The following is a 24,812-nucleotide window of genomic DNA, read 5'->3' on the forward strand; positions in this document are numbered from 1 at the left end:
ACATCGAATAGAATCAAAGAGAAGCAAGCTAATGATAGTTATTTTTCGAACATGATAGCGCCAGTACTATTATATCAAAATAGAACCAAAGGAACGCCTTCTGGATGTAAATAAATCTATAATTTGTTAAAATGAATCGATATATGTTAGTTAAGATATTTACAGGATTACTCCTTTGCCTTTTGTGTTTGATTAAAACTACAGTAGCTCAAAAATATTCCGAATCAGAGCCGGAAATATCTAAATTGTTGGATCTGATTGATTCAGAGAGAAAAGAACTCAGAAAAGAAAGTTGCCCTGATTGTTCATATATTACATTGATTAAATTGTCTTTCAAAAAGAATGAATTAGACAGTGTTTCACTTTCTTACTCGACTCCGTTTTCTTTGCTTCCGTTAGCAGACAAAATAAAAAAACTCCAGATAAACTGGAAGGCCATTCTAAAGAAAGCTGGAGGTAAACAGAAAATCATATTGCCTATTATTTATCTAAATAAACGATCCGGCGGATCTGTATTATTTGCGGATGGAAACGATCTCCTTAAGGGTATGTTTGAATTTGAGAAAGGTGACATATTAAGTATGAAAGAGGCGGTGTATTGGTGGTCGCCAGTCTGGATTATAACCAATTCTGGTGCTAAGGAGGGTAAAATGGTACCGGATAGCACCCAGCTTCATCGGTAACAATCCGATATATTTTCACGATGGTTAGGTTGAATAACCTCCGGGGTAATGATAAAATGTAATAGCTACTACTTGATCGCACAGTACAAGTGATTTTGTATGGTTAAGTAGTAGCTATTACAAATAATGGAATACCGATCCCTCCTTTTAGACCCAAGAAAAGTAATCCGCTATTTAATTATTCTTCCGTTTATGGCGCAATAGAAATTATTCATAATTTTTTACAAACTAGTACGGGGGCAGAATTTCTCCTTCCAGTAAACTTCCCCCATCTAATTGAATACAATAATGGAATGGGATGGATTTCCTTATCGCCGAAACTTGTTTGGTAATCTTGATAATATTTAGATGATGTTATCACAACTACTTATTTGAAATCTATCAAATATTATTGAATTTTGTCGTTGGATATCTGTCCTCAAATATTCAACGTCGCCCATTTAAGCTTAAGCAGTCTTTTACAGCCCAATTTGCTTTCAGCGTTTGATGAATAGGTCGAATTGAAAGTGAAGCAGCTTATTTAGCTTTGTTGGGTTGTCTTTTTCCTGTGTTGTATGTCGTTAATGTCTGTAAATGAATCTCAATTCTAACTTTTTATCAGGCAGAAAAAGATGCTGATTTGTCTTAAATGAAGTTTCAATGCAGTCGAACGTTATTCCAAATTTAATAAACGGCCAAGCGGGAGAAACAACTTACTATCTTCAAATTTTTATTTATAGCCTGTTTTCTAAAAATAATAAGGGTAACTCGAAATGTGAGACACTCTCATTATTTTATAAGCTTAATCTATTATTTAGACAACTCATTGGGAAGCCCCCATTTACCTAACACCTCTTTCGCTGCTTCAACTTTTTTTACAAAAAAATCCTCCTTGCTATAATCCTTCATTGACTTGCGGACTTTAGCACTTCCCCCTTTGAGAGCTTTTTCTTTTTTCTTCTTTAAAAATTTAGAAAACATAAAACTCCTATTTTAACCCAGGTAAAGTTAACATTATTTTTTAACAACCAGAAATGCGTCATAATTGAAGCCTGGTTCAAATGTTTTCCACACGCCATTAAAAAGCCCATATACAATGAACAATTTTTCTACTTCCACCAGATGTGCGTTAATTCTCATTTGATAAAGCCTGGTTCTGGCAGGGGAGCTCCCTTGAGCGAAGATTGGTAGATTTCCGTGCTTATCACAATAAGAGATTATTGTACAAGCAACTGTTGCAAGAACTTTATCCCTATCCTGGTTGTTAGAACCCGTCGAGTCATCTACTTTTTGTTCTTCCTCATTCCAATCTCCAAATCCTAAATTAATAACCTGCCTGCCATCGGGCCACACAGCATCAGGGATTGGTTGGTAGTTCACAATTTTTTTTATTGTGCCATTGGGCCCAATACTGTCAAAAGAGAAACTTGCATATGCTGTATCTGTGAAACAATCATATTTGTCAAGATTCATCCCTGGATTTTTAGATAGGACGCAATATAAATCTAATTGCGATGCAGCTATTGTTTACCAGTAAAAAAAAGCGAATAATAGTGGTCAGGAATCGAAAATAGACTACGCAACTTTTTCTTTTTATCGCCGCTTATGTTGCCATGTTTTTGTATAAGCGGATGAATACTAATAATGAATCAAAGCAAGGATCTCATCCTTGCTTTGATATGCACTACCTCGCCGTATCCTTCGCCCACGGCCTTCTCCCAGCCTCCAGTATAGGCAAATTCGCTTCTGTAGGCACATAAATCACCGCCTGCGGATTTTTCTCGATATTATCGATCCACAACCAATGCAGGTAGGCTTCATTGTTGCGCAGCGATTCGCCGATGATCTGGTTGGAACGGGCCACACCATGTGCGCGGATGGTATCTGCGGCGGCCAGCATAGCAGCACTTTCCATTTTGGCGCGGGCTTCCGCCACGGCCACTTCTTTAGACGCCTGCGCATGCGCCAGCAGCGCTTCTCCTTCCATGCGCTGTGAGTACACTTTGTACTGGGGACAGCCCCATAATCCAAGTATAATCAGACCAGTCAATACTAAAAGAACAAAGGTGGAGAGTGAAATAATTGATCTCGTATTCATATGGGTATATGTTCTGCACCGCAGAACGGGGTTTGGGTTCAATCTCAAATATAGGCATATAATCATATACAGGCAGCCGTTTTCACGGTAACGCATATCCCTGGAAACAGGATTTTCCACGTTTGTATACTTCTTCATCTTCTTCACCGTTTATTAAAATTATATTTGTAGCGTTTTATTTTGCCAATTATGATCGCATCCATATTAACCAGGCTGGAATCCTCCCGGAAGGAATTGCTGGATTTGGGCCTTAGAAATCCATTGTTGAATTACAAGTTGCCGGCCGGCAAAGGTTTACATATAGTAGAAGAACAATCTGCTGCCATTTATGACATACTGGTGCGGGAAGGTAAAACCATGTCGTTTCTCGGCCACCCCGAAAAGAAACAGGAGGAAGAAACAGTACAGTATAGTGAACCAGTGTCTAAAGACGCACTGACCGATACCCGTTTACAAACCAACGAAACCCAGGTAACCCTGCATTCCCGGCTGCTGAATACCTACTATGCAGCAAGGATGAGCATGGAAGAACAAGGGGTGAACATCCTTTACATTTCCCTGGGTATGCTGCAATGGTACGAGGCTGCCGGTAGTGAAGAAGCGCGTTTTGCACCGCTGATCATGGTGCCGGTGCTGCTGGACCGCTCCAGTGCAAGGGAACGTTTCCGGGTGAAATACTCCCTGGAAGAAGTAGGCGCCAATATTTCACTGCAGGCGAAAATGAAGGCGGATTTTAATATTGATATCCCGGATCTTCCTGATACAGAAGACTTTGACGTGAACGCCTACCTGGCAGAAGTGGCTGCGGCGGTGGAACCCCTCCCCGGGTGGAAAGTAGCCCCCGATGCAGTGGAGCTGGGCTTTTTCTCTTTTGGCAAATTCCTGATCTATAATGACCTGGACGCCTCCAAATGGCGACAAGAAGATGATATACTAACGCATCCTATTATTCAAAGCCTTTTTGGCGGCGGATTTTCGGATACTGCTCCACAACTGGAGGACGATGTGTTCATCGACAATGAAACAAATGCGCATGAACTGTTCCAGGTAGTGGATGCAGACAGCTCCCAGGTTATGGCGATGCTGAGCGTACAGGAGGGCCGTAACCTGGTGATACAGGGCCCCCCCGGAACAGGTAAATCACAGACTATTACCAACATCATTGCTGATGCTATCGGGCGGGGGAAAAAGGTATTGTTCGTGGCGGAAAAGATGGCGGCGCTGGAAGTGGTGAAACGCCGGTTGGACAATATACAGCTGGGGGAAGCCTGCCTGGAGCTCCATAGTCATAAAGCCAATAAAAAAGAACTGCACCAGGAGCTGAGAAAGGTGCTGGAACTGGGGCGGCCGTCTATCCGTAAGTTACAGGAAGAAGTGCTGCTCCTGGATAATTACAAGAAAGAACTGAATGATTATTGCCTTGCTATAAACGGGGCGATAGAAAAAAGCGGTTTAACCGCCCACCAGGTAATAGGCTACCTGTTACGGTTAAACGAAGAAACGGCAGGCATTACATTACCCGCTATACAAATACCGGATATCACACAATGGGATACCGCTGCTATGAACAAGGCCACTGCCATGGCATTGCGGATACAGGCATGCCTGCAGGAAACAGGCGTACCAGCCAACCTTGCCTTTCGTGGCAGCCGGCTTACTGTACTGTTGCCGCATGAACAGGCTGCGTTTACGCAATTGCTCAAAGAGGCATTAACGGCACAGGAAGCATTGATGCAAACAACTTCCGCTATCGCGGGGAAGATGCGTATTCCATCTCCCAAAGATATTACCGCTGTACATACGCTTATTGATATCTGTGCATTGCTGGCGCAACAACCCGATCTGCGCGATATAGATGTTGTCAATAAAGCCTGGCTGCTGCAAAAACAGGACATCACGGAATGGCTGGCTGCCGGCGTGGCGGCTACCACTGTGCAGGAGCAGTACCAGGAGGTCTTTATTCCTGAAGCCTGGGAGCAGAATGTAATGGAGATCAGGGAGAACCTGCTGGCACATGGTCATAAGTGGTACAAGTTCCTCATAGGCGCTTACAAAAGAAGTAACCGGCAACTGGCAGCTTTATGTAAACAGGAGCTGCCACGCGATAAAGAAGATAAACTGCAGTATGTGGATGCAATCATGGAGTTCAGGCGACATGATGCACTTTTAAAGGAACATGCCGCCCTGGGCCGTGAGTTGTTTGGCAGCAGGTGGCAGAAGGCGCATACGGAATGGCAGGCATTGCAGGAAGCCACAGGCTATATAACGGAACTGCATACACGCGTTTCGGCAGGTATCTGCCCTCCGCAGGTAGTGGCATGGCTGCATAATAACCGGAATGCAGCGGAAGCCCTTGCGGATCAGCAGCAGCTCGCCCGGCAGTTACAGGAGCAGCAGCAACGCAACAGTGCTGTGCTTAACCGGCTGGAAATGCCTGCGGGCCAGTTCCCCGTGCAGCTGGATGCACAGCAATGGCAATTGCAGACATGGAGCGATAAACTGCCGGAGATACATCATCTTATTGCATGGAACAATATAACGGAAACGGCTATACAGGAACAGCTTGGATGCCTGCTTACACCGGTACAGGAATGGGAAGGAGGCGCCAGGTTACTGAGAACAGCGCTGGAGAAAACATGGTATGAGTACCTGGTGGAAACAGCGGTGAAGTCGCAACCGGCATTGCGTAAGTTTGAACGTGCGGGCCATGAGGAAATAGTGGAGCAGTTCAGGAAACTGGATCTGCTGAATCTTCAGTATAACCGCGCCCGCGCTGCCTTGCAGCATTGGGAACAAATGCCGAGGGTGGATGCAGGCGGACAGGTAAATATCCTGCGCACAGAGTTTAATAAAAAGGCGCGGCATATGCCTATCCGCAAACTGATGCAGGAAGCGGGACTGGCAATACAGGCCATTAAGCCGGTATTTATGATGAGCCCCTTATCTATTGCTAACTTTTTACCGCCCGTTACGCTGGAGTTTGATCTTGTAATTTTTGACGAGGCCAGCCAGGTAAAGCCTGTAGAGGCTTTGGGAGCTATTTTACGTGGCAGGCAGCTGGTGGTAGTGGGAGATAATAAGCAGTTACCCCCTACCAGTTTCTTCGATTCCCTTACCCGTGAAACAGATGATGAAGAAAATGTAACCGCAGATATGCAGAGCATACTGGGCTTATGTGATGCACAGGGCGCACCGCAACGTATGCTGCGCTGGCATTACAGGAGCAGGCATGAATCGCTGATCACTTTATCGAATCATGAATTTTATGATAATAAACTGGTGATCTTCCCCAGCCCTGGCAATATAGAACGGAAAGGACTGGTATTTCATCATTTGAAAGATACCGCATATGATCGTGGTAAAACCCGCACCAATCCAAAGGAAGCGGAAATAGTGGCTGATGCGGTGATGGAGCATGCCCGCAGGCATCCGGAGCTCAGCCTGGGTGTAGTAGCTTTCAGTACCTCGCAACGGCAGGCGATCAGCGATGCGCTGGAATTGCGCCGCCGCAAATCGCCGGAACTGGAATCGTATTTCATGGCGCACCAGGACGAGCCCTTCTTTGTAAAGAACCTGGAAAACGTACAGGGAGATGAAAGAGATGTGATCTTTATATCTATCGGTTACGGTCGCACGGAGGAAGGCTATGTGGCCATGTCTTTTGGCCCGCTGAATAATGAAGGTGGTGAAAGAAGGCTCAATGTACTGATCACCCGGGCAAAAATGCGTTGTGAAGTATTTACCAATATCACTGCCGATGATATTGATGTGAACAGGACAAAAAGCTATGGCATACAATCACTGAAGAACTTCCTGTATTTTGCACAGCACGGAAAGCTTTATATGACAGAGGAAACAGGCCTTCCGGCCGACAGCCCCTTTGAAGAAAATGTAGCGGCAAAGCTGGAGGCCCTCGGTTATACCGTCCGTAAACAGGTAGGATCAAAAGGATTCTATATTGACCTGGCTATTGTAGATGCAGAAAATCCGGGCCGTTATATATTGGGGATAGAGTGCGATGGTGCGGCTTACCATTCCGCCCGCTCCGCCCGCGACCGTGACCGTTTGCGGCAGCAGGTGCTGGAAGCCATCGGGTGGAAAATCCACCGGGTATGGAGCACCGACTGGTTCCGCAATCCTGAACGGGAGCTGAACCGCCTGGTGGCGGCCATTGAAAAAGCAAAAGCAGCGGTGGCTATCGACGACCAGGTGGCTGCAGATGTAGAAAAAGAAGCAGCAGCAATATTAACCAGGGAAGCAGTGCCTGAAACAGAAGAGGAAGTACCCGATTATGAAATGGCAGTGCTGCCCGATGAAATCAGGGAGCAGGAATTCCATCTTTCCCCGATTGGTAAATTATGCAACTGGATAGAACAGGTAGTTACCGTGGAAAGCCCCGTGCATTTTGATGAGCTGGCGCGGCGTATGGTAGAAGCGGCAGGCATTACCAGGGTAGGGCCCCGCATCCGTGAAATACTGCGTCATGCAGTACGTCATTCTGATGCCGGCAAGCGGATAAAGATCAAAGGACAATTCCTCTGGCATACTTCTTTGCCAACACCTGTGGTGCGTAACCGCAGCCAGCTGCCGGCTTCCGCCAGGAAGATCAACTATATCGCAGTAGAGGAAATAGGTGTGGCACTGGAAAAAGTAGTGAAAGATGCCGTAGCTATCCAAAAGGAAGACGCAGTACCTTTCATTGCCAGGATGTTTGGCTACAGCCGTGTTACCGAAGAAATAAAAGAAGAGATCCTTAAAGCTATTGACATCAGTATTGCCAATAACCTGGTGCAGCAGGAAGGAGAACTGCTGAAGGTGTGATACCGCACAGGTAATGTACTGAAACCGGACATATGTGATTTGTTGATATGCGTTTGATGCTGGTATATAATATACGCCCTGGATGGCATGTTTTTGCTTTTCATGTGTGGAGAAGAGAAAGTGTGAGATAGTCATCAACTTAAAAAATTTCTCCCGATGTTTCGAAATCATCTCCTGATAGCATGGCGTAACCTGGTAAGGTTCAAGTATTATTCCCTGATCAATATAGCCGGGCTTTCGATAGGCATGGCAGCTTGCTGGCTGCTGCTGCTTTATGTACAACGGGAAACCAGTTATGATAATTTTTACCCGCAGGCAAATCGTATATACAGGGCCGTTAACCATGCCACATGGTCCGGCGGCAACCTACACCTGGCCTCTACCTCCGCACCCTTTGCCGCAGTATTGAAAAAAGACTACCCTGAAATAGAGCAGATCACCAGGGTAGAAGCAGACGGCGGCGCCGCATTGAAATACGGACAAAAGAAACTGGAAGCAGGGGATATGTTTTTCGTAGACAGCACCTTTTTTGAGGTGTTCAATTTCCCGATGGCGGCAGGAGATGCTGCTGCTGCCCTGGCCCAGCCTAATTCGCTGGTACTTACACGCAGCCTCGCCCAAAAACTTATTGGCAGCCCTGAAGAAGCAGTAGGGAAAACTATTCTTACGGACGACAGCACCGCTTATACTGTAAGCGCTGTAATGGAAGATGTTCCGTCTAACTCGCATTTTTCTTTCAGCGCACTGAGGGTAATGCCTCCTGATTATAATGCCAACGGCTGGCAGAATTTCGACGTATATACTTACCTGTTACTCCGGGACGGCGCAGATGCCAAAGCGCTGGAAAGCAAGCTGCCGGCGTTCTTTGAACGTTATATAAAACCACGCATGGGAGAGGTGACCTATAAAATGGAATTACAACCTGTAGAAGATATTCACCTGCATTCGCACCTCGATTATGAAATATCGGCTAATGGAAATATCCTGTACATCTATATTTTCCTTTGCATTGGTTTGCTCACATTGCTGATTGCCTGTATTAACTATATGAACCTTGCCACCGCCCGTGCCAGCGCACGTATACGGGAAGTAGGCGTACGGAAAAGTATGGGATCAGGCAGGGAGGAGATTGCACGCCTGTTCCTGACAGAATCCATGCTGCTTACTTTTTTTGCAGCGCTTACGGCAATGGGGCTGGTAGCCTTATTACTGCCCTGGTTCAATAGCTTTACCGGGTCGCAGGTGCAGCTGTGGCAGTTCGGCGTGTTAAAGACCATTGTGGTGATGTTATTGCTGGCTTTATTAACGGGGTTGCTGGCAGGAGTTTACCCGGCGGTATTTATGTCTGGCTTTAAGGTGATCAATTCCCTGAAAGGTAAGCTGGGCAACAGCGGCCATGCTGGCTTCCGCAAAGGACTGGTTACTTTCCAGTTTGTGATAGCCATTATTTTAACGGGCAGCACCATGGTAGCATACGACCAGCTGCAGTACATGATGCATAAGAATCTCGGCTTCAATAAAGACCAGGTATTGTCTTTTCACTTACCGGATCAGCAGATGCGGAATAAGATCCCGGTGCTGAAAGAACAGCTGTTGCGTAATCCGCAGGTACAGCAGGTAGCTGCAGCCAGCAACCCCATTGGCCGGAACAACATTGGCGGCCATGGCTTTTTCTTTGAGCAGAACGGTAGTATTTCCGAGGCTTCTATTATTGCGCAGAACTATATGGTAGATGCGGATTACCTGAAAACAATGGGTATTACCCTGCAAAGCGGCCGTAATTTTTCAGATACCGGTGAGTCAGATATGCACCATGCAGTACTGATCAATGAAACACTTGCCAAAACACTGAACTGGGACAATCCTATCGGAAAGCGGGTGCAGTTCAAAATAAACCAGGAAGGCAACCGCGCTGAGCGTGTAGTCATCGGCGTTATGAAGGACTTCCATATCTATTCCCTGCAACATAAAATAGCACCACTGGTACTGGAAATGCCTCCTTTCCCCAGTATGGAGGATAATATATATGTAAAAGTGAGCAAGACCAATATTCCTGCTACCGTTGCCTATATCGAAAAGGTATTCCATTCCTTTGATCCGGGCCATCAGTTCGATTACAGTTTCATAGACCAGAATTTTGCGAAGCAATATGCCGGAGAGCAGAAACAGGAAACCATATTTATGTTGTTTGCAGTGCTGGCATTGTTCATTGCATGCCTGGGGCTCTTTGGCCTGGCTGCTTTCACCGCTGTACAGCGGACAAAGGAAATAGGTGTGCGCAAAACACTGGGTGCCAGTACCGGTAATATTGTGAAATTATTGTCGAAAGATTTCCTGCAGTTGTTGCTCATTGCTGCAGTAGTGGCGTTCCCTGTTACCTGGTGGATCATGGACCGGTGGTTGAATAACTTTGCTTATCACGCGGGCATCAGCATCTGGGTGTTTGTGCTTACCGGCAGCGCTGTGGTAGTAATAGCACTGGCCACTGTAAGTTTTCATGCAATGAAAGCAGCGCTGGCCAATCCAGTGAAAAGTTTAAGGGCTGAATAAAAACAGGGGCAGACCTAAAAGGATGGTCTGCCCCTGTTTGCACTCCTGCCTTAGGGAGCTTGTTATCATTTAAACGAATTTCAAAGCCTTCATTTTGCTTTTTAATCGGTTTCTATGGTAACTCAAGCAGTTTTAAAGCATCGCATGCTGATACTGCCGTTTTGTATTTCTTCGTAAGTAAATTTTATTTCCTCGTTTTTACCGACCAGTCCCAATGTATAGATCATTGGGAGATAATGATCGTTGGTTGGAACCGACAGTTGCGCTTCCCTGCCCAGGGAATGATAATTCACAAGATCGGCGAATGCGCCCTGTTCCAGTTTGTGCTTCACGGTTTGGTCAAAGGAAACGGCCCAGTCGAATGGTTTTGCATTATCCGTGAACAGTACCTGCCGGAGGTTATGCACAATGTTGCCGCTTCCCATGATCAGTACGCCTTTATCCCGCAGTGCTTTCAGTTCAGCAGCCAGTTTAAAATGATATTCCGGTGGCTGGTGATAATCGATGCTTAACTGGAACACGGGGATATCAGCCATGGGGTACATATGTTTCAGTACCGTCCATGAACCGTGGTCCAGGCCCCAGTGATCGTCTTCTATCACATTGGTGGATGTAATCAGTTCTTTGGTTTCCCGTGCCAGTTCCGGTGCGCCGGGCGCAGGGTACTGTACGGCATATAACGCCTCCGGGAACCCGCCAAAGTCGTGGATGGTTTCCGGTTGGGGCGCTACCAGCACGTGGGTGCCTTTCGTGAGCCAATGGGCGGATATTACCAGGATGGCGCTGGGCTTTTGAGGTAAATCCTGTCCCATGTTACCCAACGCCCGTGTAAAAGGGTTATCCATGATACCATTCATAGGATTTCCGTGCCCGATAAACATCACGGGCATACGGGGACTGTTTTTAAATTCGCCGGTTATATTCCTGAGATCGTTGAGTTGCATACTATTCCTCCTGGCAGCAATGCCTTTGATGATAAAATTTATGCGAACTGGCGTAAGAAGTCGGCCAGGCTCATTTTTTCCAGTTTATGCAGCAGGGCGCCCTCAATTTCCCGGTAGAGGTGGTCCAGATGCTGGTTGATCTGTTTCCCTACGGGGCAATCGGGGTTAGGCTTATTCTTACTGTTTCCCAGCAGCGAAGCCTGTTGTACGGCGTGGTATACATCGGACAGCCGGATCTTTTCGGCTGGTTTAGCCAGTGTGGCGCCTCCGTTTTTACCTTCCTTGCTTTCTATAAGCCCATGGTTGCGGAGGTTGCTGATTTCCTTCCGTACCAGTACGGGGTTAATATTAATGCTGCCGGCAATATAATCGGACGACAGGAGTTCCCCTTCCGCGCTGGCCAGCAACGTGAGAATATGTAGTGATATGGGGAATCTTCCGTTGTTCATTCTGTAATCTACTTTATTACAGTACAAAAGTACAATAATAGGAGGGAACGGAAAAATTTATCTGTGGGTATAGAAGTAAACAATGCTGGCAATGATGAGCACGAGTATAATAAGGGCGATCACGCAACCGTTCCGGCTGGGCTGTTTTACGGCGCTGGCTACTCCACGGGCGCCAATCAGGGCTTCCACGGCTTCTTTGGCTTCCAGGAGGCCGATATTGGTGCCCGGAAGCTTATTCATTTCTGTCAGGTAGTACTTAATGGCGTGCAATTTCCCGGAATGCAGGCTCAGTTGTATGGCTTTTTCTTCTATGGTACGTTTGGTAGCTGAATTTTTCCGTTTCTCCGGGGACGTTTCGTCTATAATTACCTTTTGACAGCTTTGGCAGATAACCAATACGTTAAAAGGGTCTTTTTCCGGTATGGTACGGATAATATCCGTGCTCCCACACCAGGGACATACTTGTACAGTGCTCATTAATGGTGGAACTTTTTATTTAACTGCTGCATAAGTTAATAAAAGTTTTTCAGGTTTCAGCTATAACTATAAAGGCAGTAAGAGGAAGATCATACCTGGGTGACAAATAATGATCCAACATAAATAAGCTGTATTTATATAGATACAGTGTATCTACGGCGGAAATATGGCGTATCTACGGCGGAAATACGGCGGAAACCGGGAGTATCCATACCGGAGCTTTATCCATACAGTAACCTGCCGATGTTTTGGTACTGAAAACCTTACAGTTGACGTATTAAATACAGCGTCAGCTTTACAGTTAGGTTCCCCTGATTTTATTACCTGGAAAAACCGGCAGGTGCTGTAATGCCGTTCCTCAGGGCTGCTTTTTCAGATGCCCGGCAAACGCTTTTTTGAACTTTTCCAGCTTGGGCTTGATCACAAAAGTGCAATATGGCTGAGACCCGTTCTGGTTATAGTAGTTCTGGTGGTAGTCTTCCGCCCCGTAAAAGGTAGTAAGCGGTGCAATTTCCGTTACAATGGGTTTGTCGTATGCCCCGGATTCCTGCAGTTTCTTCTTATAAAATTCCGCTTTCTCTTTCTGGTCCTCATTATTATAGAAGATCACGCTGCGGTACTGTGTTCCCACATCATTCCCCTGCCTGTTCAGCTGGGTGGGGTCGTGGCTTAGCCAGAAGGCCTGGAGCAGTTCCTCATAGCTGATCTTGGTGGGATCGTAGGTAACCCGGATAACTTCTGCATGGCCGGTGGTGCCGGTGCACACCTGTTCGTAGGTAGGATTGGGCACATTACCCCCGGCATAGCCGGATTGTACTTTAATTACTCCGTCGAGGTACTGGAACTGGGCCTCTGTACACCAGAAGCAACCGCCTCCAAAGGTGGCTGTAGCCGTTTTTTCATTCTTGCTTACTTCCATATCTCCTGGCACTTTGTCTTTTTTTTGCTGGGCACAGGCAGAAAACGCCAGTGCAACCAGGCAAATGAATATTGAATACTTTCTCATAAAAATAATATTTCAAAGATGCAGCTTTTTTTTATATGTCCGGAATCCCTGCTGTTAAGGCGTTGCAGCTATTCCGGGCATCTTTGAAAAGCCTTTCCTTTTTATAATTTACGTAATATATGATGGAGGAGACGGACAAGTTAAGTAACTTTAACATTCTTTTGCAGTTTCCGGGAACTTAGGAGCGCCCCGGAAAACGCTTAAAAGCATACGTCAGCAGCAGCAGGAACCGATAGTAAGCCGGAATTGCCGGATAACGTTTGATAGCATAATGACAATAAAGATGAACAAGAATTAATTAATTTTCCCGGATCAGCTTTCTCCGCCACTATATTGGCAGCGCCTTTGCGCGCATATGAACGTAAACCTTTTACGCAGACACGAACAATACCCGATTGTTGGTGCCTTTTTACTTTAAATAAATAACACTTGAAATATTTTCCTGAATCTGCGTTGATGCAGTTGGAATTCGACAAAGTACAGGCTTTGCTGCAAGAGCATTGCAAAACTGAGCTGGGCAAGGAAATGGCCGCAGCGCTCCGCCTGCACACGCATATAGATTACGTAAAAACTGCCCTGCAACAGGCACATGAATATAAACAACTCACCCTGTTACAGGAAAACTTTCCGAACGATTTTATACTGAACCTCAAAAGGGAACTGCGCCTGCTGTCTATCGAAGGCGCGGTGCTAACGGGGGAACAGGCCATGCTGCTGCGTAAACTGGCAGAAAGCATGCATAGCATTGTCCGCTTTTTTGACCACGACCGCCGTACCCAATACCCTGCATTGTTTGAGGTGATCAAAGAAACCCATTATGAAAAAAAGATCACTGCTACCATCGACGAGGTGCTGGATGAGACCGGGCAGGTAAGGGACAACGCTTCCCAGGAACTGGCCCGCATCCGTATTTCGCTATACCGCAAGCGTACGGAATTACGGCGCGTGTTTGACCGCATCCTGCAGAAGCTGCAGAAACTCAACTACCTGGCCGACCAGGAGGAAGCTTTCCTCAACGGGCGCAGGGTGGTGGCCATTTATGCGGAAAATAAGCGTATGGTAAAGGGGATCATTCACGGGGAATCTGACACCCGTAAGACATCCTTCCTGGAACCCGAAGAAACCATAGAGCTTAATAATGATATACAGTCGCTCGAAAGAGAGGAAGGCCGCGAGGTATACCGTATCCTCAAAGCCATGACGGCCGCATTAAGCGGGTTTTCCTTCCTGCTGAACGGCTATCATGAGATACTTGGCACCTTCGATTTTATCCGGGGAAAAGCCAAACTGGCGCTGGATATGGATGCCAATTACCCCATGCTGGTGCCGCATTCGCAGCTCAATCTTATACAGGCCTATCACCCGTTGCTGCTGCTTTATAACCGGAAAAACCAGAAGCCTACCATCCCGGTGAGCATTAACCTGGATAAAGATGCGCATATCCTGGTGATCAGCGGGCCTAATGCCGGCGGTAAAACGGTGACCCTGAAAACCATAGGGCTAATCCAGCTGATGCTGCAGTCGGGCCTGCTGGTGCCGGTACACCCTTCGTCACAGATCGGCATTTTTAAGCAGCTGATGATCCATATCGGGGACACGCAATCGCTCGAATTTGAGCTGAGCACCTACAGTTCCCATCTCAAGAACATGAAATACTTCATGGAAAACGCCAATGGCAGAACCTTGTTCTTTATAGATGAGCTGGGAAGCGGATCTGATCCAAACCTGGGCGGTGCTTTTGCAGAGGTGATCATGGAGGAGCTGGCGAAAAAGCATGCGTATGGAGTGGTTACTACGCACTACCTGAACCTGAAGGTAATGGCCAACAAGGTAAAAGGGATCGTCAACGGAGCTATGGGCTTTGATGAACAAACCCTGATGCCTATGTATAAACTGATGGTGGGTAAACCCGGCAGTTCCTATACATTCTCCATTGCTGAACGGATTGGTTTGCATCCCTCGCTTATTGCGCGGGCCAAGAAACTGGTGGATGAAGGCCATTTCCAGCTGGATAAGCTGCTGAACAAAGCAGAACAGGATCTGCAGAAAATAGAACATAAAGAGAAAGAGCTGCAGAAATTACTGAAGGAAAATGAGCGTTTGAAAAAGGAATACGAGATCCTGGCAGATAAAGAACGTAAGCAGCAGCAGTATACTTTGCTGAAATTACAGAACCAGATTAAGGAAGATGACCTGCAGTACCTGAAAGATATGGAGCGTAAGCTGAAGCAGATTGTGGTAGAGTGGAAACGCGCCGATGACAAGGAGAAAGTGATGAAACAGGCGGAGATCCTGTTGTTCCGCCGCCGTGAGAAACAGCACACAGAGCATCTCAATAAAAAAGTGCAGGACAAATTTGAGGAGATCAAAGGACAGATAGAAGTAGGTACCCAGGTGAAGATAGTTACTAACCGGCAGGTAGGTAAGGTGCTGGAGATACGCGACAAGCGTGCTATTGTAAAAATCGGTAATATTCCTATCAATGTGAAGCTGAGCGATCTTGTACTGGTGCAGGAAAAACCTGCGGAAAAGGTTGAGGAAGGGAAATGATATAGAAAGAAGCAATATAGAAATTATCTATAAGCGGTATAGTTGGAGCAACCATGTTTATTCAACTACCTTTACTCCTCAAATTTTAATGGTGGTCACCTATATAAATTAGTAAACCAATGGAACTATTAGAACGTGTTGTAACACGAAATTCGGATGTGCAGGTTTATAACTGCGACTACGCAGAAGGGGCTAATTTTTTCATGAGTGAATGGAACGGACTTGAATGTATGGGCGATATGAATGTTCCCCATCGTCATAACGGATATAGCATAGATATATTGATAAAGGGCAGCATACGGCAGTCGATCGATTTTAAAAGATATGATATGACGGCGCCGGCGCTGATGCTGATGGAGCCTAACCAGGTACACCAGCATGAAATGAGTGAAGATGCGGAGTTAATTAATATATATTTCACCAACGACTTCCTGGTGCCCGAAATGCAGGGAGTGGTGAGTTGCTGGCGCTGTGTGTTCAGTTCAGGTATGGTGCCGTTGAATGAGGAGCAGCTGGAAGAAGTATTGTCGTATGCAGACCTGATCAGGAAAGAATACAACAGTGACAAGCTGCGTAAGGAAGCGATTATCCGTAACCTGTTGAATGCCTTTGTTATTGCATGTGGACGTATTTCTGAGCCATCCGGAAACTGGATGAATGCAGAAAGTTCACAATATAACATGGCGCGGCAGTTTAAGATACTGGTTGATCAGCATTTTCATGAAAAAGCGCAGGTATCTGACTATGCAGAAATGTTGTACGTTTCACCGGGACATTTAAATGATACCGTAAAAGCGTTGCTGGGAAGAAATGCAAAATTCATCATCGATGAAAAGCGCATTATGGAAGCAAAGCGGCTACTGTATTGGGGTGAGCACTCTATTAAGCAGATAGCAGCGCGGTTGAATTTTGAAGATGATGCCTATTTTAACCGTTTCTTTAAGAAGCATTCCGGGTTCACTCCAGCATCATTTCAAAAGAGTATCCGTGAAAAGTACAATTAAACCCGTAATAATTTAAACGTTCGTTAACTTTAAATATCTATTTTTGCATTGTGTTTAAAATAATGATGTCGCCCGTGCATCATTCAAAATTTGAAAACCGATGAGAATTTTTTAGCGGCCAACCGCAAATCTTCAATTTCTTTTTTACAGTAGTAACAAATTGCTGTGCTCAAACGTATAATGTGCTGTAACATTATAGGTGTCTGAGTATTGCGGGCTACCTACCTGTATTTCACAACCCGATTGCTGTCACTGATATTGATTGCTGCGAAGCAAGGCTGCCGTTACCTGCCTTGACCGCACGGGGGAATTTTATTGTTAGTCGTTTAAAACAAAGTAGTATGAAACCATTGAAATCAACATTTACAAATTTGCCGGCAGGCTTACTTTATAGTTTTATAGTTCTTTCTGTATTGTCTGCCTGCAGCACATCGCAGGCAAAGAATGAAGCACCGCCACCAGCATCTTTACCTGTAATTAAAGCAGTTACATTACCTGCTACAACGTTTCAGGATTTTCCTGCTTCGGTAGAAGGAACCCGTGATGTGGAAATAAGACCACAGGTAGATGGCTATCTAACGAATATTTCAGTAGATGAAGGTGCTTACGTTAGAAAAGGTCAAACACTTTTCACTATCGACAGAAGACCTTATGTAGAGCAACTTAACAATGCCACTGCAAATTTACAAGCTGCAACAGCGGCGTTAGAGAACGCAAAAATCAACGTTGATAAATTGAAACCGTTACTTAGTAACAATGTGGTATCGGATGTTCAATTAAAATCGGCCGAAGCAAGTTACAACTCAGCGAAAGCTAATGTTGCCCAGGCACAGGCCCAGGTAGAAGCCGCCCGCATCAATCTTGGGTTCACAAATATTAGCGCACCCAGCGATGGTTATATAGGTACTATTCCCTTTAAAACAGGAAGCCTTGTTAGCAGGGGAATGGCAGGCGCATTGACCACTATTTCTGAAGTAAAGGATATGCGTGTTTATTTTTCTTTGAGTGAAACCGATTTCCTCAAATTCAAGGAAAAATATCCAGGTAACAGCGTTGCTGAAAAAGTAAAAGGAATGCCGCCGGTAGAATTAATCCTGGCAGATGGAAGCGTTTATCCTGAAAAAGGAAAAGTTGAAATAGTGGAAGGGCAGTTTGACAAAACTATTGGTGCAATTAGTTTACGTGCCAGCTTTCCTAATGCACAGGGAGTACTTAGAAGTGGTATCACCGGTAAGGTCAGAGTACCTACTTTACATGCTTCTGCATTGGTAATTCCTCAGGAAGCTACGTTTGAATTGCAGGACAAAGTGTTTGTTTATACCGTGGCCGATAGCAATAAAATCGTTACAAAACCACTAACCATTTCCGGCAAAACGTCTAATTATTATTTTGTTACTGATGGCGTAAAGGTGGGAGATAAGATTGTATTATCTTCTCAATCTACCATGATGATGGGTGGTTTAAAAGATGGCGTTGTTATTCATCCAGAGATGGTATCTATAGATAGTTTGTTGAAAGCAAAGCCGCTACTTTAAAATAATTAAGCGTGAAAACACGCTAGTGTTTAAAAACGTTTACACAAAACATTACTCAAATTGCGACGCAGGCAGTGTTATTACACTCATGCACTGCCTGTGCTCGTGCGGACATACCGCAACCCATAATTGATATTTATGTTAAAACGATTTATTGAAAGACCGGTGTTATCAACGGTTATTTCTATCATATTGGTTATACTGGGAGGGTTGTCTTTATTCTCCCTGCCTACGGCTTTATTTCCTGAGATTGCGCCACCATCTGTACAGGTTATAGCCAATTACCCTGGCGCCAACGGGGAGGTGATAGCCCGTACAGTTGCTATCCCCATAGAAGAATCGGTAAATGGTGTGGAGAACATGACATACATGACCTCCAATTCCAACAACGATGGTAGCTACGTCCTGACAGTTTTTTTTAAACAGGGAACGGATCCTGATATTGCAGCGGTAAACGTACAAAACCGCGTATCTAAAGCTAATAGCCAGCTACCTCCCGAAGTATTACAGGCCGGGCTTTCTACACAGAAAGTGCAGAGCAGCTTCCTGATGTTTGTGGCGATATATAGCGAGGATAGCGTTAAGTACAACGAACTGTTCTTAAATAACTATGCAAGGATTAATATCATCCCTCAGTTACAACGTATACCAGGGGTGGCACAGGTACAGCCTTTTGGTTCAAAAGATTACTCGATGCGTATCTGGTTGAAACCAGACAGGCTTGTTGCCAATAATCTTTCTACGGCAGAAGTGATGAATGCGATCAGAGATCAGAACGTAGAAGCTGCACCAGGCCGTTTGGGACAAAGTAGTAAAGAATCTTTCGAGTATATTATTAAATACAAGGGAAAGTTAAATAAGCCTGAAGAGTATGAAAATATGGTGATTAAGGCAAAGAACGATGGTTCTGTTCTTCGTCTTAAAGATTTGGCCAGGGTTGAACTTGGCGGCTATACTTATACTGCCTCGAATTTGCTCGACGGCAAACCGGCTACTGGTTTTGGTATTGTGCAGACACCGGGTTCCAATGCCAATGAAATTCTTACAGAACTGGAGCGACAGATTGGAGAATTTGATAAGGCGTTGCCCGATGGTATGAAGTTTAAGATCATGTATAATTCGAAGGAATTTTTGGATGCATCTATCGACCAGGTAAAAGAAACACTGATCATTGCGTTCATCCTTGTGGCCATCGTGGTTTTCGTTTTCCTGCAGGATTTCCGCTCTACATTGATCCCGGTAATTGCTGTTCCTGTTTCGATTATAGGTACCTTCTTCTTCTTACAATTATTCGGTTTTAGCATTAACCTGCTTACATTGTTCGCATTGGTACTGGCTATTGGTATTGTGGTGGATGATGCCATTGTGGTGGTAGAGGCCGTGCACTCAACGATGGAACGTGAGCATTTGCCGGCAAGAGAGGCAACAGTTAAAACGATGAGCGAGATATCCGGTGCGATTGTTTCGATCACATTGGTAATGGCAGCGGTGTTTGTACCAGTGAGCTTTGTACAGGGTCCTGCAGGCGTATTCTATAAACAATTCGCCTTTACACTGGCCATTGCTATCTTTATTTCTGCGGTGAATGCGTTAACGCTAAGCCCGGCGTTGTGTGCTTTATTCTTAAAGAACCAGCATATAGGCGAAGGTGGAAAGAAAAAAGGTTTTGGCGCCCGCTTCTTCGATGCGTTTAATACGGCTTTTAATGCCATGACGGCAAGATATATACGGAGCATCAAATTCCTGCTGAAAAACAGATGGGTGGCCATTACCGGATTGTTACTTGTGGTGGTTGCAACATTCTGGCTGATCAAAACAACGCCTACCGGCTTTATTCCGGATGAAGACCAGGGGTTTGTAGTTGGTATTACCCAAACACCTCCCGGTAGTTCACTTAGCAGAACGGAGAATGCAACGAGCCAGATCAGTAAAATTACGATGAAAGATGAAGGTGTGAGCGATGTATGGGCTGCAAATGGGATGAACTTCGTAACAAATGCGAACGCTTCCCCTAATGCTGCGATATTTGTGAGGTTAAAAGATCGTAAGGAGAGAGGTGTTGTAAAAGACCCGACTGCTATTGCAGGCGGCTTGTTAGGCAAATCAATGCAAGTACATGATGCCCTGACTTTTTTTGTTGGTTTTCCAACAATACAGGGTTTCGGTAATGTGAGCGGGGTAGAAATGATGTTGCAGGACAGAACAAACGGATCGCTGGAGAAATTAGCGGGAACGGCATGGGGTTTTGTTGGTGCATTGAGTCAGCGGCCGGAAGTGGCAAGTGCGTTCACTACTTTTAATACGGGTAATCCACAATACACCATTGATATAGATGAAGTAAAAGTGAAACAATTGGGTGTATCTGTAGGTGATTTGTTGAGCACGATGCAAACATATTATGGTAGTAGTTTCGTTTCAGACTTTAACCGTTTCGGGAAATATAGCCGCGTAATGGCGCAGGCAGATATTTCATACCGGATGGATAAAAGTTCATTGGATGCTATTTATGTAAAGAACAACCTGGGTACGATGGTACCGGTAAGTACAGTGGCCAAATTCACACGTGTATATGGCCCGGAAACAGTTACACGAAACAACCTGTATACCGCTGTTACCATTAATGCTACACCTAAACCAGGTTATAGTACCGGTGATGTAATTAAAGCCATTGGAGAAGTATCGAAAAAGGCATTGCCACAGGGATATGCCTATGAGTTTACGGGTATTACCAGGGAAGAGATAAGAGCAGGGAATCAAACAGCGTTCGTGTTTTTATTGAGTGTATTGTTCGTATTCTTCCTGCTGGCTGCACAGTATGAAAGCTATATCCTGCCACTGGCAGTAATCCTTACCGTACCTACGGGTATATTAGGTGTATATAGTTTCATTGGCCTTAGCGGCATAGAGGGCAATATCTACGTACAAATAGGTATGATCATGCTGATAGGATTATTGGCTAAAAATGCGATCCTGATCGTGGAGTTTGCCATACAACGGCGAAGGGCAGGCTATAAGCTTGTTCAGGCAGCTTTGGAAGCAGCACAGCTTCGTCTTCGTCCGATATTGATGACTTCCTTTGCCTTTATTGTTGGTATGTTGCCATTAATCTTTACACAAGGTGCATCTGCCAAAGGTAATCATTCAATTGGTTGGAGTACTGTAGGTGGCATGTTTACCGGGGTGGTCCTGGGGGTATTCATCATACCCGTGCTGTTTGTAATTTTCCAGTTCCTGCAAGAGAAAATCAGCCGTAAGCCGATAGTGGAATTGGAAGCAGAACATGAGGCAAAACTGGTACACTAAAATATTATCTATTATCAGAATCAGAAAAAAGACAAATGAAAACAAGTTATAGCTCATTTTACTTTTTGTTGTTCTCCTTAGTTGTAGGGTTAGCAGCATGCCGGGTAGGCCGCAATTACGAGCGGCCGCCGGTGGCGCTGCCACAGCAGTTCAATAATGACACTGCGCCCTCAGACACCAGCAGTATAGCAGAAATAGAATGGAAGAAATTTTTTACAGATGCTACCTTACAGCAGCTGATCAGCCAAGCACTTACCGGCAACTATGATCTGCAGCTGGCAGTAAAGAGGGTAGAGACGGCGCAGGCCTATCTGAAACAGGCGAAAGTAGCCTGGTTACCGGCTTTTACAGCAACGGCATCAGGTAGTACCAACTTCCCTTCCAAGAACAGTTTCAATGGATTGAACCTTTCCGTTAATAATCTTGGTGATCATATTGAGGATTTCAGTATAGGTGTGGGTATGTCATGGGAGATAGATATCTGGGGTAAAATAAAGCGTCAGAAGGAAGCGGCATTAGCTACCTATTTGCAGTCGTACGAAGGCCAGCATGCGGTGCAAACCGGGCTGGTGGCAGCTATTGCCAACAGCTACTTCAACCTGCTGATGCTGGACAACCAACTCAGCGTAGCGCGCAGGAATCTTGCGCTCAGCGATACCATTGTGAAAATGATCCGCCTGCAGAAAGCAGCCGGCGATGTAACAGAGCTGGGTGTTCAACAGGCCATTTCGCAGCAGCAAACTGCCGAACTGCTGATACCTCAGCTGGAACAGGGTATTGCTATCCAGGAAAATGCCCTGCGCATTTTAACCGGTGAACTACCGTCAACGATTACACGCAGTACCAAACTGAGCGATTTACAGGTTACCGATTCATTGCCGGCAGGTGTTCCTGCGGCCATGATCAGCCGCCGCCCGGATGTACGTGCCAGCGAAATGGGACTGGTAGCCGCCAATGCACAGGTAGGCGTGGCACAGGGTAGTATGTACCCTACGCTTACCATTACCGGCAGCGGAGGAGTGAATGCTTTTAAAGCCAGCAACTGGTTTAATTTACCGGCCTCGCTGTTTGGTACAGTAGCCGGAAGTGTGGCCCAGCCCATCTTCCAGCGCCGCCAGTTAAAAACACAGCTGGAAGTAGCGAAAATACAGCGTGAACAGGCGGTGATCCAGTTTAAACAATCAGCCCTGAATGCAATAGGAGAGGTGAGTGATGCACTGGTGAAACTGGATAAAGTGAAAGTGCAGCAGGAAATCGCCATCCGCCAGGTAAATACTTCACAGCTGGCAGTGCAACAGGCCCAGCTCCTGTTCCGCAGCGGTATGGCTAACTACCTGGAAGTAATTACAGCGCAGTCCCGCTCCCTGCAGGCTGAACTGGCCCAGGCAGATATAGACCGCCAACGCCTCAGCGCTATGGTAGACCTGTACCGCTCCCTGGGTGGTGGCTGGAAATAGCCTTTGCAAATGACGGATCCAAGCGGGTAGACCATCAGCAGAGCAATAGAATCATCAGATCGCTTAGGTCCGTCATTTTCATCATATCATCCCGGTTTACGGTCCGTAAACCGGGATTTTTTATTGCTGAAAGCCTTGCTGGTGTGGGGTTTGAAAAATAATGGCTCAAATTTTTTTTATTTTCAATTTCTTTTATACTTTTGCGTCCCTGGAGAGTTGGCAGAGCGGTCGATTGCGGCAGTCTTGAAAACTGTTGACTGTAACAGGTCCCGGGGTTCGAATCCCTGACTCTCCGCGATAAGTAGGAGTAATACTCTAAAAGTGCTTAAAAAAGCTGACAAAGCCTGCAATTTTTATAATTGCAGGCTTTTGTTTTTTGGGGAGAAAAACCCCTAAAAATTTCAAAAATACGCCAGTATCTACGTGGCAATATCGTGGCACTTTTAAATTGTGAAATAAAGTGCCATAGATTTACACTTAAGTATTTGTAAATCAACGGATACGAGCCGTGAACGACTTGACATGAGAGTGCATTGTTTCGACATTTGTTAATACTAAAAATTGTCGAATTATGCTAGAGATTAGTTATGGGCTAACATTCTTTTTAAAAAGCCCTAAAAGAAAATCTGACCTGTTCAGATATGTGTATGTGAGAGTTACAGTTGATGGAGTTCCGAAGGAAACCTCAACAAAGCGCAAATGGGATATGCGCAGATGGGATCAGTATTTAGGAAGAGCAATTGGTACTAAAGAAGATACCAAATCGCTCAATTTCTTTTTAGGTTCCTTAGAAGTAAAAATAAGTAATTTCAAAACAGAGCTTGTAAATACGGCCAGGACTATTACGTCTACACGAATTATTGAATTTGTAAAGGGGCATGAGACTTCAAAAACTAAAGTGCTTGAAGAATTTCAAAAATATAATGAAGAAGTGAAGGCTCTGGTTTCAGATGGTTACGCAAAAGGAACTTATACGCGCTACGTAACTGCAAAAAAAACATCTGGAGATGATTTATACTGTACTATATTTTAAATGATGGCATGTTAAAAAATGCTTCAGAGGAATATGTAGCGGCAACGATTATTCATGAACTCGTATATACTATCTTATATTACAAAAGGATACCCGGAGATCTCCAGCATCAAGAAATGATTGCAAATCAATTGGCTGACATGGAGGCAACAATGCTTGAATTGTTTCCCAAAATGGATAAGTATGATGCCCATGCACTTTGTTATGAGGGGCTCGATGAAACGATTTATGGGGGCGCCCTAAAGAAGATCTTTCCTCAAATTTGGAATGGTATGGTAAAAATAAATAAAGCTCATCGAGAGGGAACAAAAGGTACAAAATGCAAGTAAAGTACTTGCAATCGGGAGTACAATTTATTAATAAATGAGATAATTTACTACGTATGGGAAAAATTATTATGATAGTATCAATAATTCTGCTTTTTTTTCTCGACTCACCAGCGCAGGTTCAAGGCAAGGAGAAATTACCACGGAGGTTATTGGATGAACTATCAGGGATGATGTTTACTTTAGGTCCAAGTTCAAGTCTAGCTGTTGATCAATATACAGTTGCCGTAATCATTACACCAGAAGGGCTAGTTGATAGTATATATTTTTCTGTAGGAACGCCCGAAGGTGTCAAATCGGCAATTCGTCTTCGGGTATCGATTGCTACAATTAATTTTGTACCTCTTGCCGAATACTGGAAAAAAATTTCTAAAGACTATGGTATTCAGACAAGAACCTGTATAATTCAACCTGTTTTTGTCAGATTTTCAAGCGGTGGATCTAAGAAAGTTACTTATGACCAAGAAGCTGAAAAATTTAGTCGCGCGTTGACATTTGAAGATTCGTCTTTTCTCTTTCAAAATGGCATCTCATTTATCTGGTTAAATGCTCGAAATCACCTGGCACGTAAGGAGCAAATTATACAGTAAGGATGTT

General features: G+C 45.0%; 18 protein-coding genes and 1 tRNA gene. 12 read left to right on the plus strand and 7 right to left on the minus strand.

From position 1 onward, the window contains the following. The first annotated feature begins 143 nt into the window (after nt 1–143). Nucleotides 144–683: a hypothetical protein gene (locus tag FN124_RS25695; RefSeq protein WP_142687656.1), complete on the plus strand. Its 540-nt coding sequence runs from the start codon at nt 144–146 to the stop codon at nt 681–683. Between the two features lie 789 nt (nt 684–1,472). Here the strand turns inward: FN124_RS25695 and FN124_RS30990 are convergent. The 3 genes from FN124_RS30990 to FN124_RS25705 form a co-directional block, all read right to left on the minus strand. Further along, on the minus strand, nt 1,473–1,643 hold the full coding sequence (locus FN124_RS30990; protein ID WP_185937374.1) for a hypothetical protein: 171 nt from the start codon (nt 1,641–1,643) through the stop codon (nt 1,473–1,475). Between the two features lie 33 nt (nt 1,644–1,676). Next, nucleotides 1,677–2,135 carry a DUF6934 family protein gene (locus tag FN124_RS25700; RefSeq protein WP_142687657.1) on the minus strand — a complete coding sequence of 153 codons (459 nt, stop codon included), beginning with the start codon at nt 2,133–2,135 and terminating at the stop codon, nt 1,677–1,679. 211 nt (nt 2,136–2,346) lie between these two features. After that, nucleotides 2,347–2,760: an SPFH domain-containing protein gene (locus FN124_RS25705; protein WP_142687658.1), complete on the minus strand. Its 414-nt coding sequence runs from the start codon at nt 2,758–2,760 to the stop codon at nt 2,347–2,349. 189 nt (nt 2,761–2,949) lie between these two features. On the opposite strand from FN124_RS25705, the gene proA reads away from it, so the two are divergent. Further along, the gene (gene proA / locus FN124_RS25710; protein WP_142687659.1) at nt 2,950–7,581 is read left to right on the plus strand and encodes an anti-phage protein ProA; all 4,632 of its coding nucleotides are present in this window, start codon (nt 2,950–2,952) and stop codon (nt 7,579–7,581) included. Between the two features lie 156 nt (nt 7,582–7,737). Continuing rightward, a complete protein-coding gene (locus tag FN124_RS25715) occupies nt 7,738–10,131 on the plus strand; it encodes an ABC transporter permease (protein WP_142687660.1) in 2,394 nt (797 codons plus the stop codon). 122 nt (nt 10,132–10,253) lie between these two features. Here the strand turns inward: FN124_RS25715 and ygiD are convergent, their stop codons facing one another. From ygiD to msrA, 4 genes are all read right to left on the minus strand, one after another. Further along, on the minus strand, nt 10,254–11,021 hold the full coding sequence (ygiD, locus tag FN124_RS25720; protein WP_260607585.1) for a 4,5-DOPA-extradiol-dioxygenase: 768 nt from the start codon (nt 11,019–11,021) through the stop codon (nt 10,254–10,256). A 92-nt stretch (nt 11,022–11,113) separates the two neighbouring features. Further along, the gene (locus tag FN124_RS25725; RefSeq protein ID WP_142687662.1) at nt 11,114–11,524 is read right to left on the minus strand and encodes an Rrf2 family transcriptional regulator; all 411 of its coding nucleotides are present in this window, start codon (nt 11,522–11,524) and stop codon (nt 11,114–11,116) included. A 57-nt stretch (nt 11,525–11,581) separates the two neighbouring features. Further along, nucleotides 11,582–12,001, minus strand: coding sequence for a hypothetical protein (locus FN124_RS25730; RefSeq protein ID WP_142687663.1), 420 nt, complete (start codon nt 11,999–12,001; stop codon nt 11,582–11,584). A gap of 358 nt (nt 12,002–12,359) precedes the next feature. After that, complete coding sequence (msrA, locus tag FN124_RS25735; RefSeq protein WP_142687664.1) at nt 12,360–13,007, minus strand: peptide-methionine (S)-S-oxide reductase MsrA; 648 nt, start codon at nt 13,005–13,007, stop codon at nt 12,360–12,362. 429 nt (nt 13,008–13,436) lie between these two features. On the opposite strand from msrA, the gene FN124_RS25740 reads away from it, so the two are divergent. The 9 genes from FN124_RS25740 (at nt 13,437) to FN124_RS25780 (ending at nt 24,805) form a co-directional block, all read left to right on the plus strand. Next, nucleotides 13,437–15,557 carry an endonuclease MutS2 gene (locus FN124_RS25740; RefSeq protein ID WP_142687665.1) on the plus strand — a complete coding sequence of 707 codons (2,121 nt, stop codon included), beginning with the start codon at nt 13,437–13,439 and terminating at the stop codon, nt 15,555–15,557. 119 nt (nt 15,558–15,676) lie between these two features. Next, nucleotides 15,677–16,561: a helix-turn-helix domain-containing protein gene (locus FN124_RS25745; RefSeq protein ID WP_142687666.1), complete on the plus strand. Its 885-nt coding sequence runs from the start codon at nt 15,677–15,679 to the stop codon at nt 16,559–16,561. A gap of 341 nt (nt 16,562–16,902) precedes the next feature. Further along, nucleotides 16,903–18,096 carry an efflux RND transporter periplasmic adaptor subunit gene (locus FN124_RS25750; protein ID WP_142687667.1) on the plus strand — a complete coding sequence of 398 codons (1,194 nt, stop codon included), beginning with the start codon at nt 16,903–16,905 and terminating at the stop codon, nt 18,094–18,096. 138 nt (nt 18,097–18,234) lie between these two features. After that, nucleotides 18,235–21,399: an efflux RND transporter permease subunit gene (locus FN124_RS25755; protein WP_142687668.1), complete on the plus strand. Its 3,165-nt coding sequence runs from the start codon at nt 18,235–18,237 to the stop codon at nt 21,397–21,399. 35 nt (nt 21,400–21,434) lie between these two features. Beyond that, complete coding sequence (locus FN124_RS25760) at nt 21,435–22,856, plus strand: efflux transporter outer membrane subunit (protein ID WP_142687669.1); 1,422 nt, start codon at nt 21,435–21,437, stop codon at nt 22,854–22,856. 210 nt (nt 22,857–23,066) lie between these two features. After that, nucleotides 23,067–23,151: transfer RNA gene (locus FN124_RS25765), tRNA-Ser, on the plus strand. 276 nt (nt 23,152–23,427) lie between these two features. Further along, nucleotides 23,428–23,889 carry a hypothetical protein gene (locus FN124_RS25770; protein ID WP_142687670.1) on the plus strand — a complete coding sequence of 154 codons (462 nt, stop codon included), beginning with the start codon at nt 23,428–23,430 and terminating at the stop codon, nt 23,887–23,889. Nucleotides 23,890–23,897: 8 nt separating this feature from the next. After that, nucleotides 23,898–24,218, plus strand: coding sequence for a hypothetical protein (locus FN124_RS25775; RefSeq protein ID WP_142687671.1), 321 nt, complete (start codon nt 23,898–23,900; stop codon nt 24,216–24,218). A 53-nt stretch (nt 24,219–24,271) separates the two neighbouring features. Beyond that, entirely contained in the window at nt 24,272–24,805 is a 534-nt protein-coding gene (locus FN124_RS25780) for a hypothetical protein (RefSeq protein WP_142687672.1), read from the plus strand. The last annotated feature ends 7 nt before the right edge of the window (nt 24,806–24,812 follow it).

The organism is Chitinophaga polysaccharea (assembly GCF_902150045.1).
In the GTDB taxonomy this organism is placed as follows: domain Bacteria; phylum Bacteroidota; class Bacteroidia; order Chitinophagales; family Chitinophagaceae; genus Chitinophaga; species Chitinophaga polysaccharea_A.

What these genes read in the sequence shown, in the direction of transcription:
- FN124_RS25695 (WP_142687656.1), top strand. Translation starts at nt 144, where the DNA reads ATGTTAGTTAAGATATTTACAGGATTACTCCTTTGCCTTTTGTGTTTG.
- FN124_RS30990 (WP_185937374.1), bottom strand. Translation starts at nt 1,643, where the DNA reads ATGTTTTCTAAATTTTTAAAGAAGAAAAAAGAAAAAGCTCTCAAAGGG.
- FN124_RS25700 (WP_142687657.1), bottom strand. Translation starts at nt 2,135, where the DNA reads ATGAATCTTGACAAATATGATTGTTTCACAGATACAGCATATGCAAGT.
- FN124_RS25705 (WP_142687658.1), bottom strand. Translation starts at nt 2,760, where the DNA reads ATGAATACGAGATCAATTATTTCACTCTCCACCTTTGTTCTTTTAGTA.
- proA (WP_142687659.1), top strand. Translation starts at nt 2,950, where the DNA reads ATGATCGCATCCATATTAACCAGGCTGGAATCCTCCCGGAAGGAATTG.
- FN124_RS25715 (WP_142687660.1), top strand. Translation starts at nt 7,738, where the DNA reads ATGTTTCGAAATCATCTCCTGATAGCATGGCGTAACCTGGTAAGGTTC.
- ygiD (WP_260607585.1), bottom strand. Translation starts at nt 11,021, where the DNA reads ATGCCCGTGATGTTTATCGGGCACGGAAATCCTATGAATGGTATCATG.
- FN124_RS25725 (WP_142687662.1), bottom strand. Translation starts at nt 11,524, where the DNA reads ATGAACAACGGAAGATTCCCCATATCACTACATATTCTCACGTTGCTG.
- FN124_RS25730 (WP_142687663.1), bottom strand. Translation starts at nt 12,001, where the DNA reads ATGAGCACTGTACAAGTATGTCCCTGGTGTGGGAGCACGGATATTATC.
- msrA (WP_142687664.1), bottom strand. Translation starts at nt 13,007, where the DNA reads ATGAGAAAGTATTCAATATTCATTTGCCTGGTTGCACTGGCGTTTTCT.
- FN124_RS25745 (WP_142687666.1), top strand. Translation starts at nt 15,677, where the DNA reads ATGGAACTATTAGAACGTGTTGTAACACGAAATTCGGATGTGCAGGTT.
- FN124_RS25750 (WP_142687667.1), top strand. Translation starts at nt 16,903, where the DNA reads ATGAAACCATTGAAATCAACATTTACAAATTTGCCGGCAGGCTTACTT.
- FN124_RS25755 (WP_142687668.1), top strand. Translation starts at nt 18,235, where the DNA reads ATGTTAAAACGATTTATTGAAAGACCGGTGTTATCAACGGTTATTTCT.
- FN124_RS25760 (WP_142687669.1), top strand. Translation starts at nt 21,435, where the DNA reads ATGAAAACAAGTTATAGCTCATTTTACTTTTTGTTGTTCTCCTTAGTT.
- FN124_RS25770 (WP_142687670.1), top strand. Translation starts at nt 23,428, where the DNA reads ATGCTAGAGATTAGTTATGGGCTAACATTCTTTTTAAAAAGCCCTAAA.
- FN124_RS25775 (WP_142687671.1), top strand. Translation starts at nt 23,898, where the DNA reads ATGTTAAAAAATGCTTCAGAGGAATATGTAGCGGCAACGATTATTCAT.
- FN124_RS25780 (WP_142687672.1), top strand. Translation starts at nt 24,272, where the DNA reads ATGGGAAAAATTATTATGATAGTATCAATAATTCTGCTTTTTTTTCTC.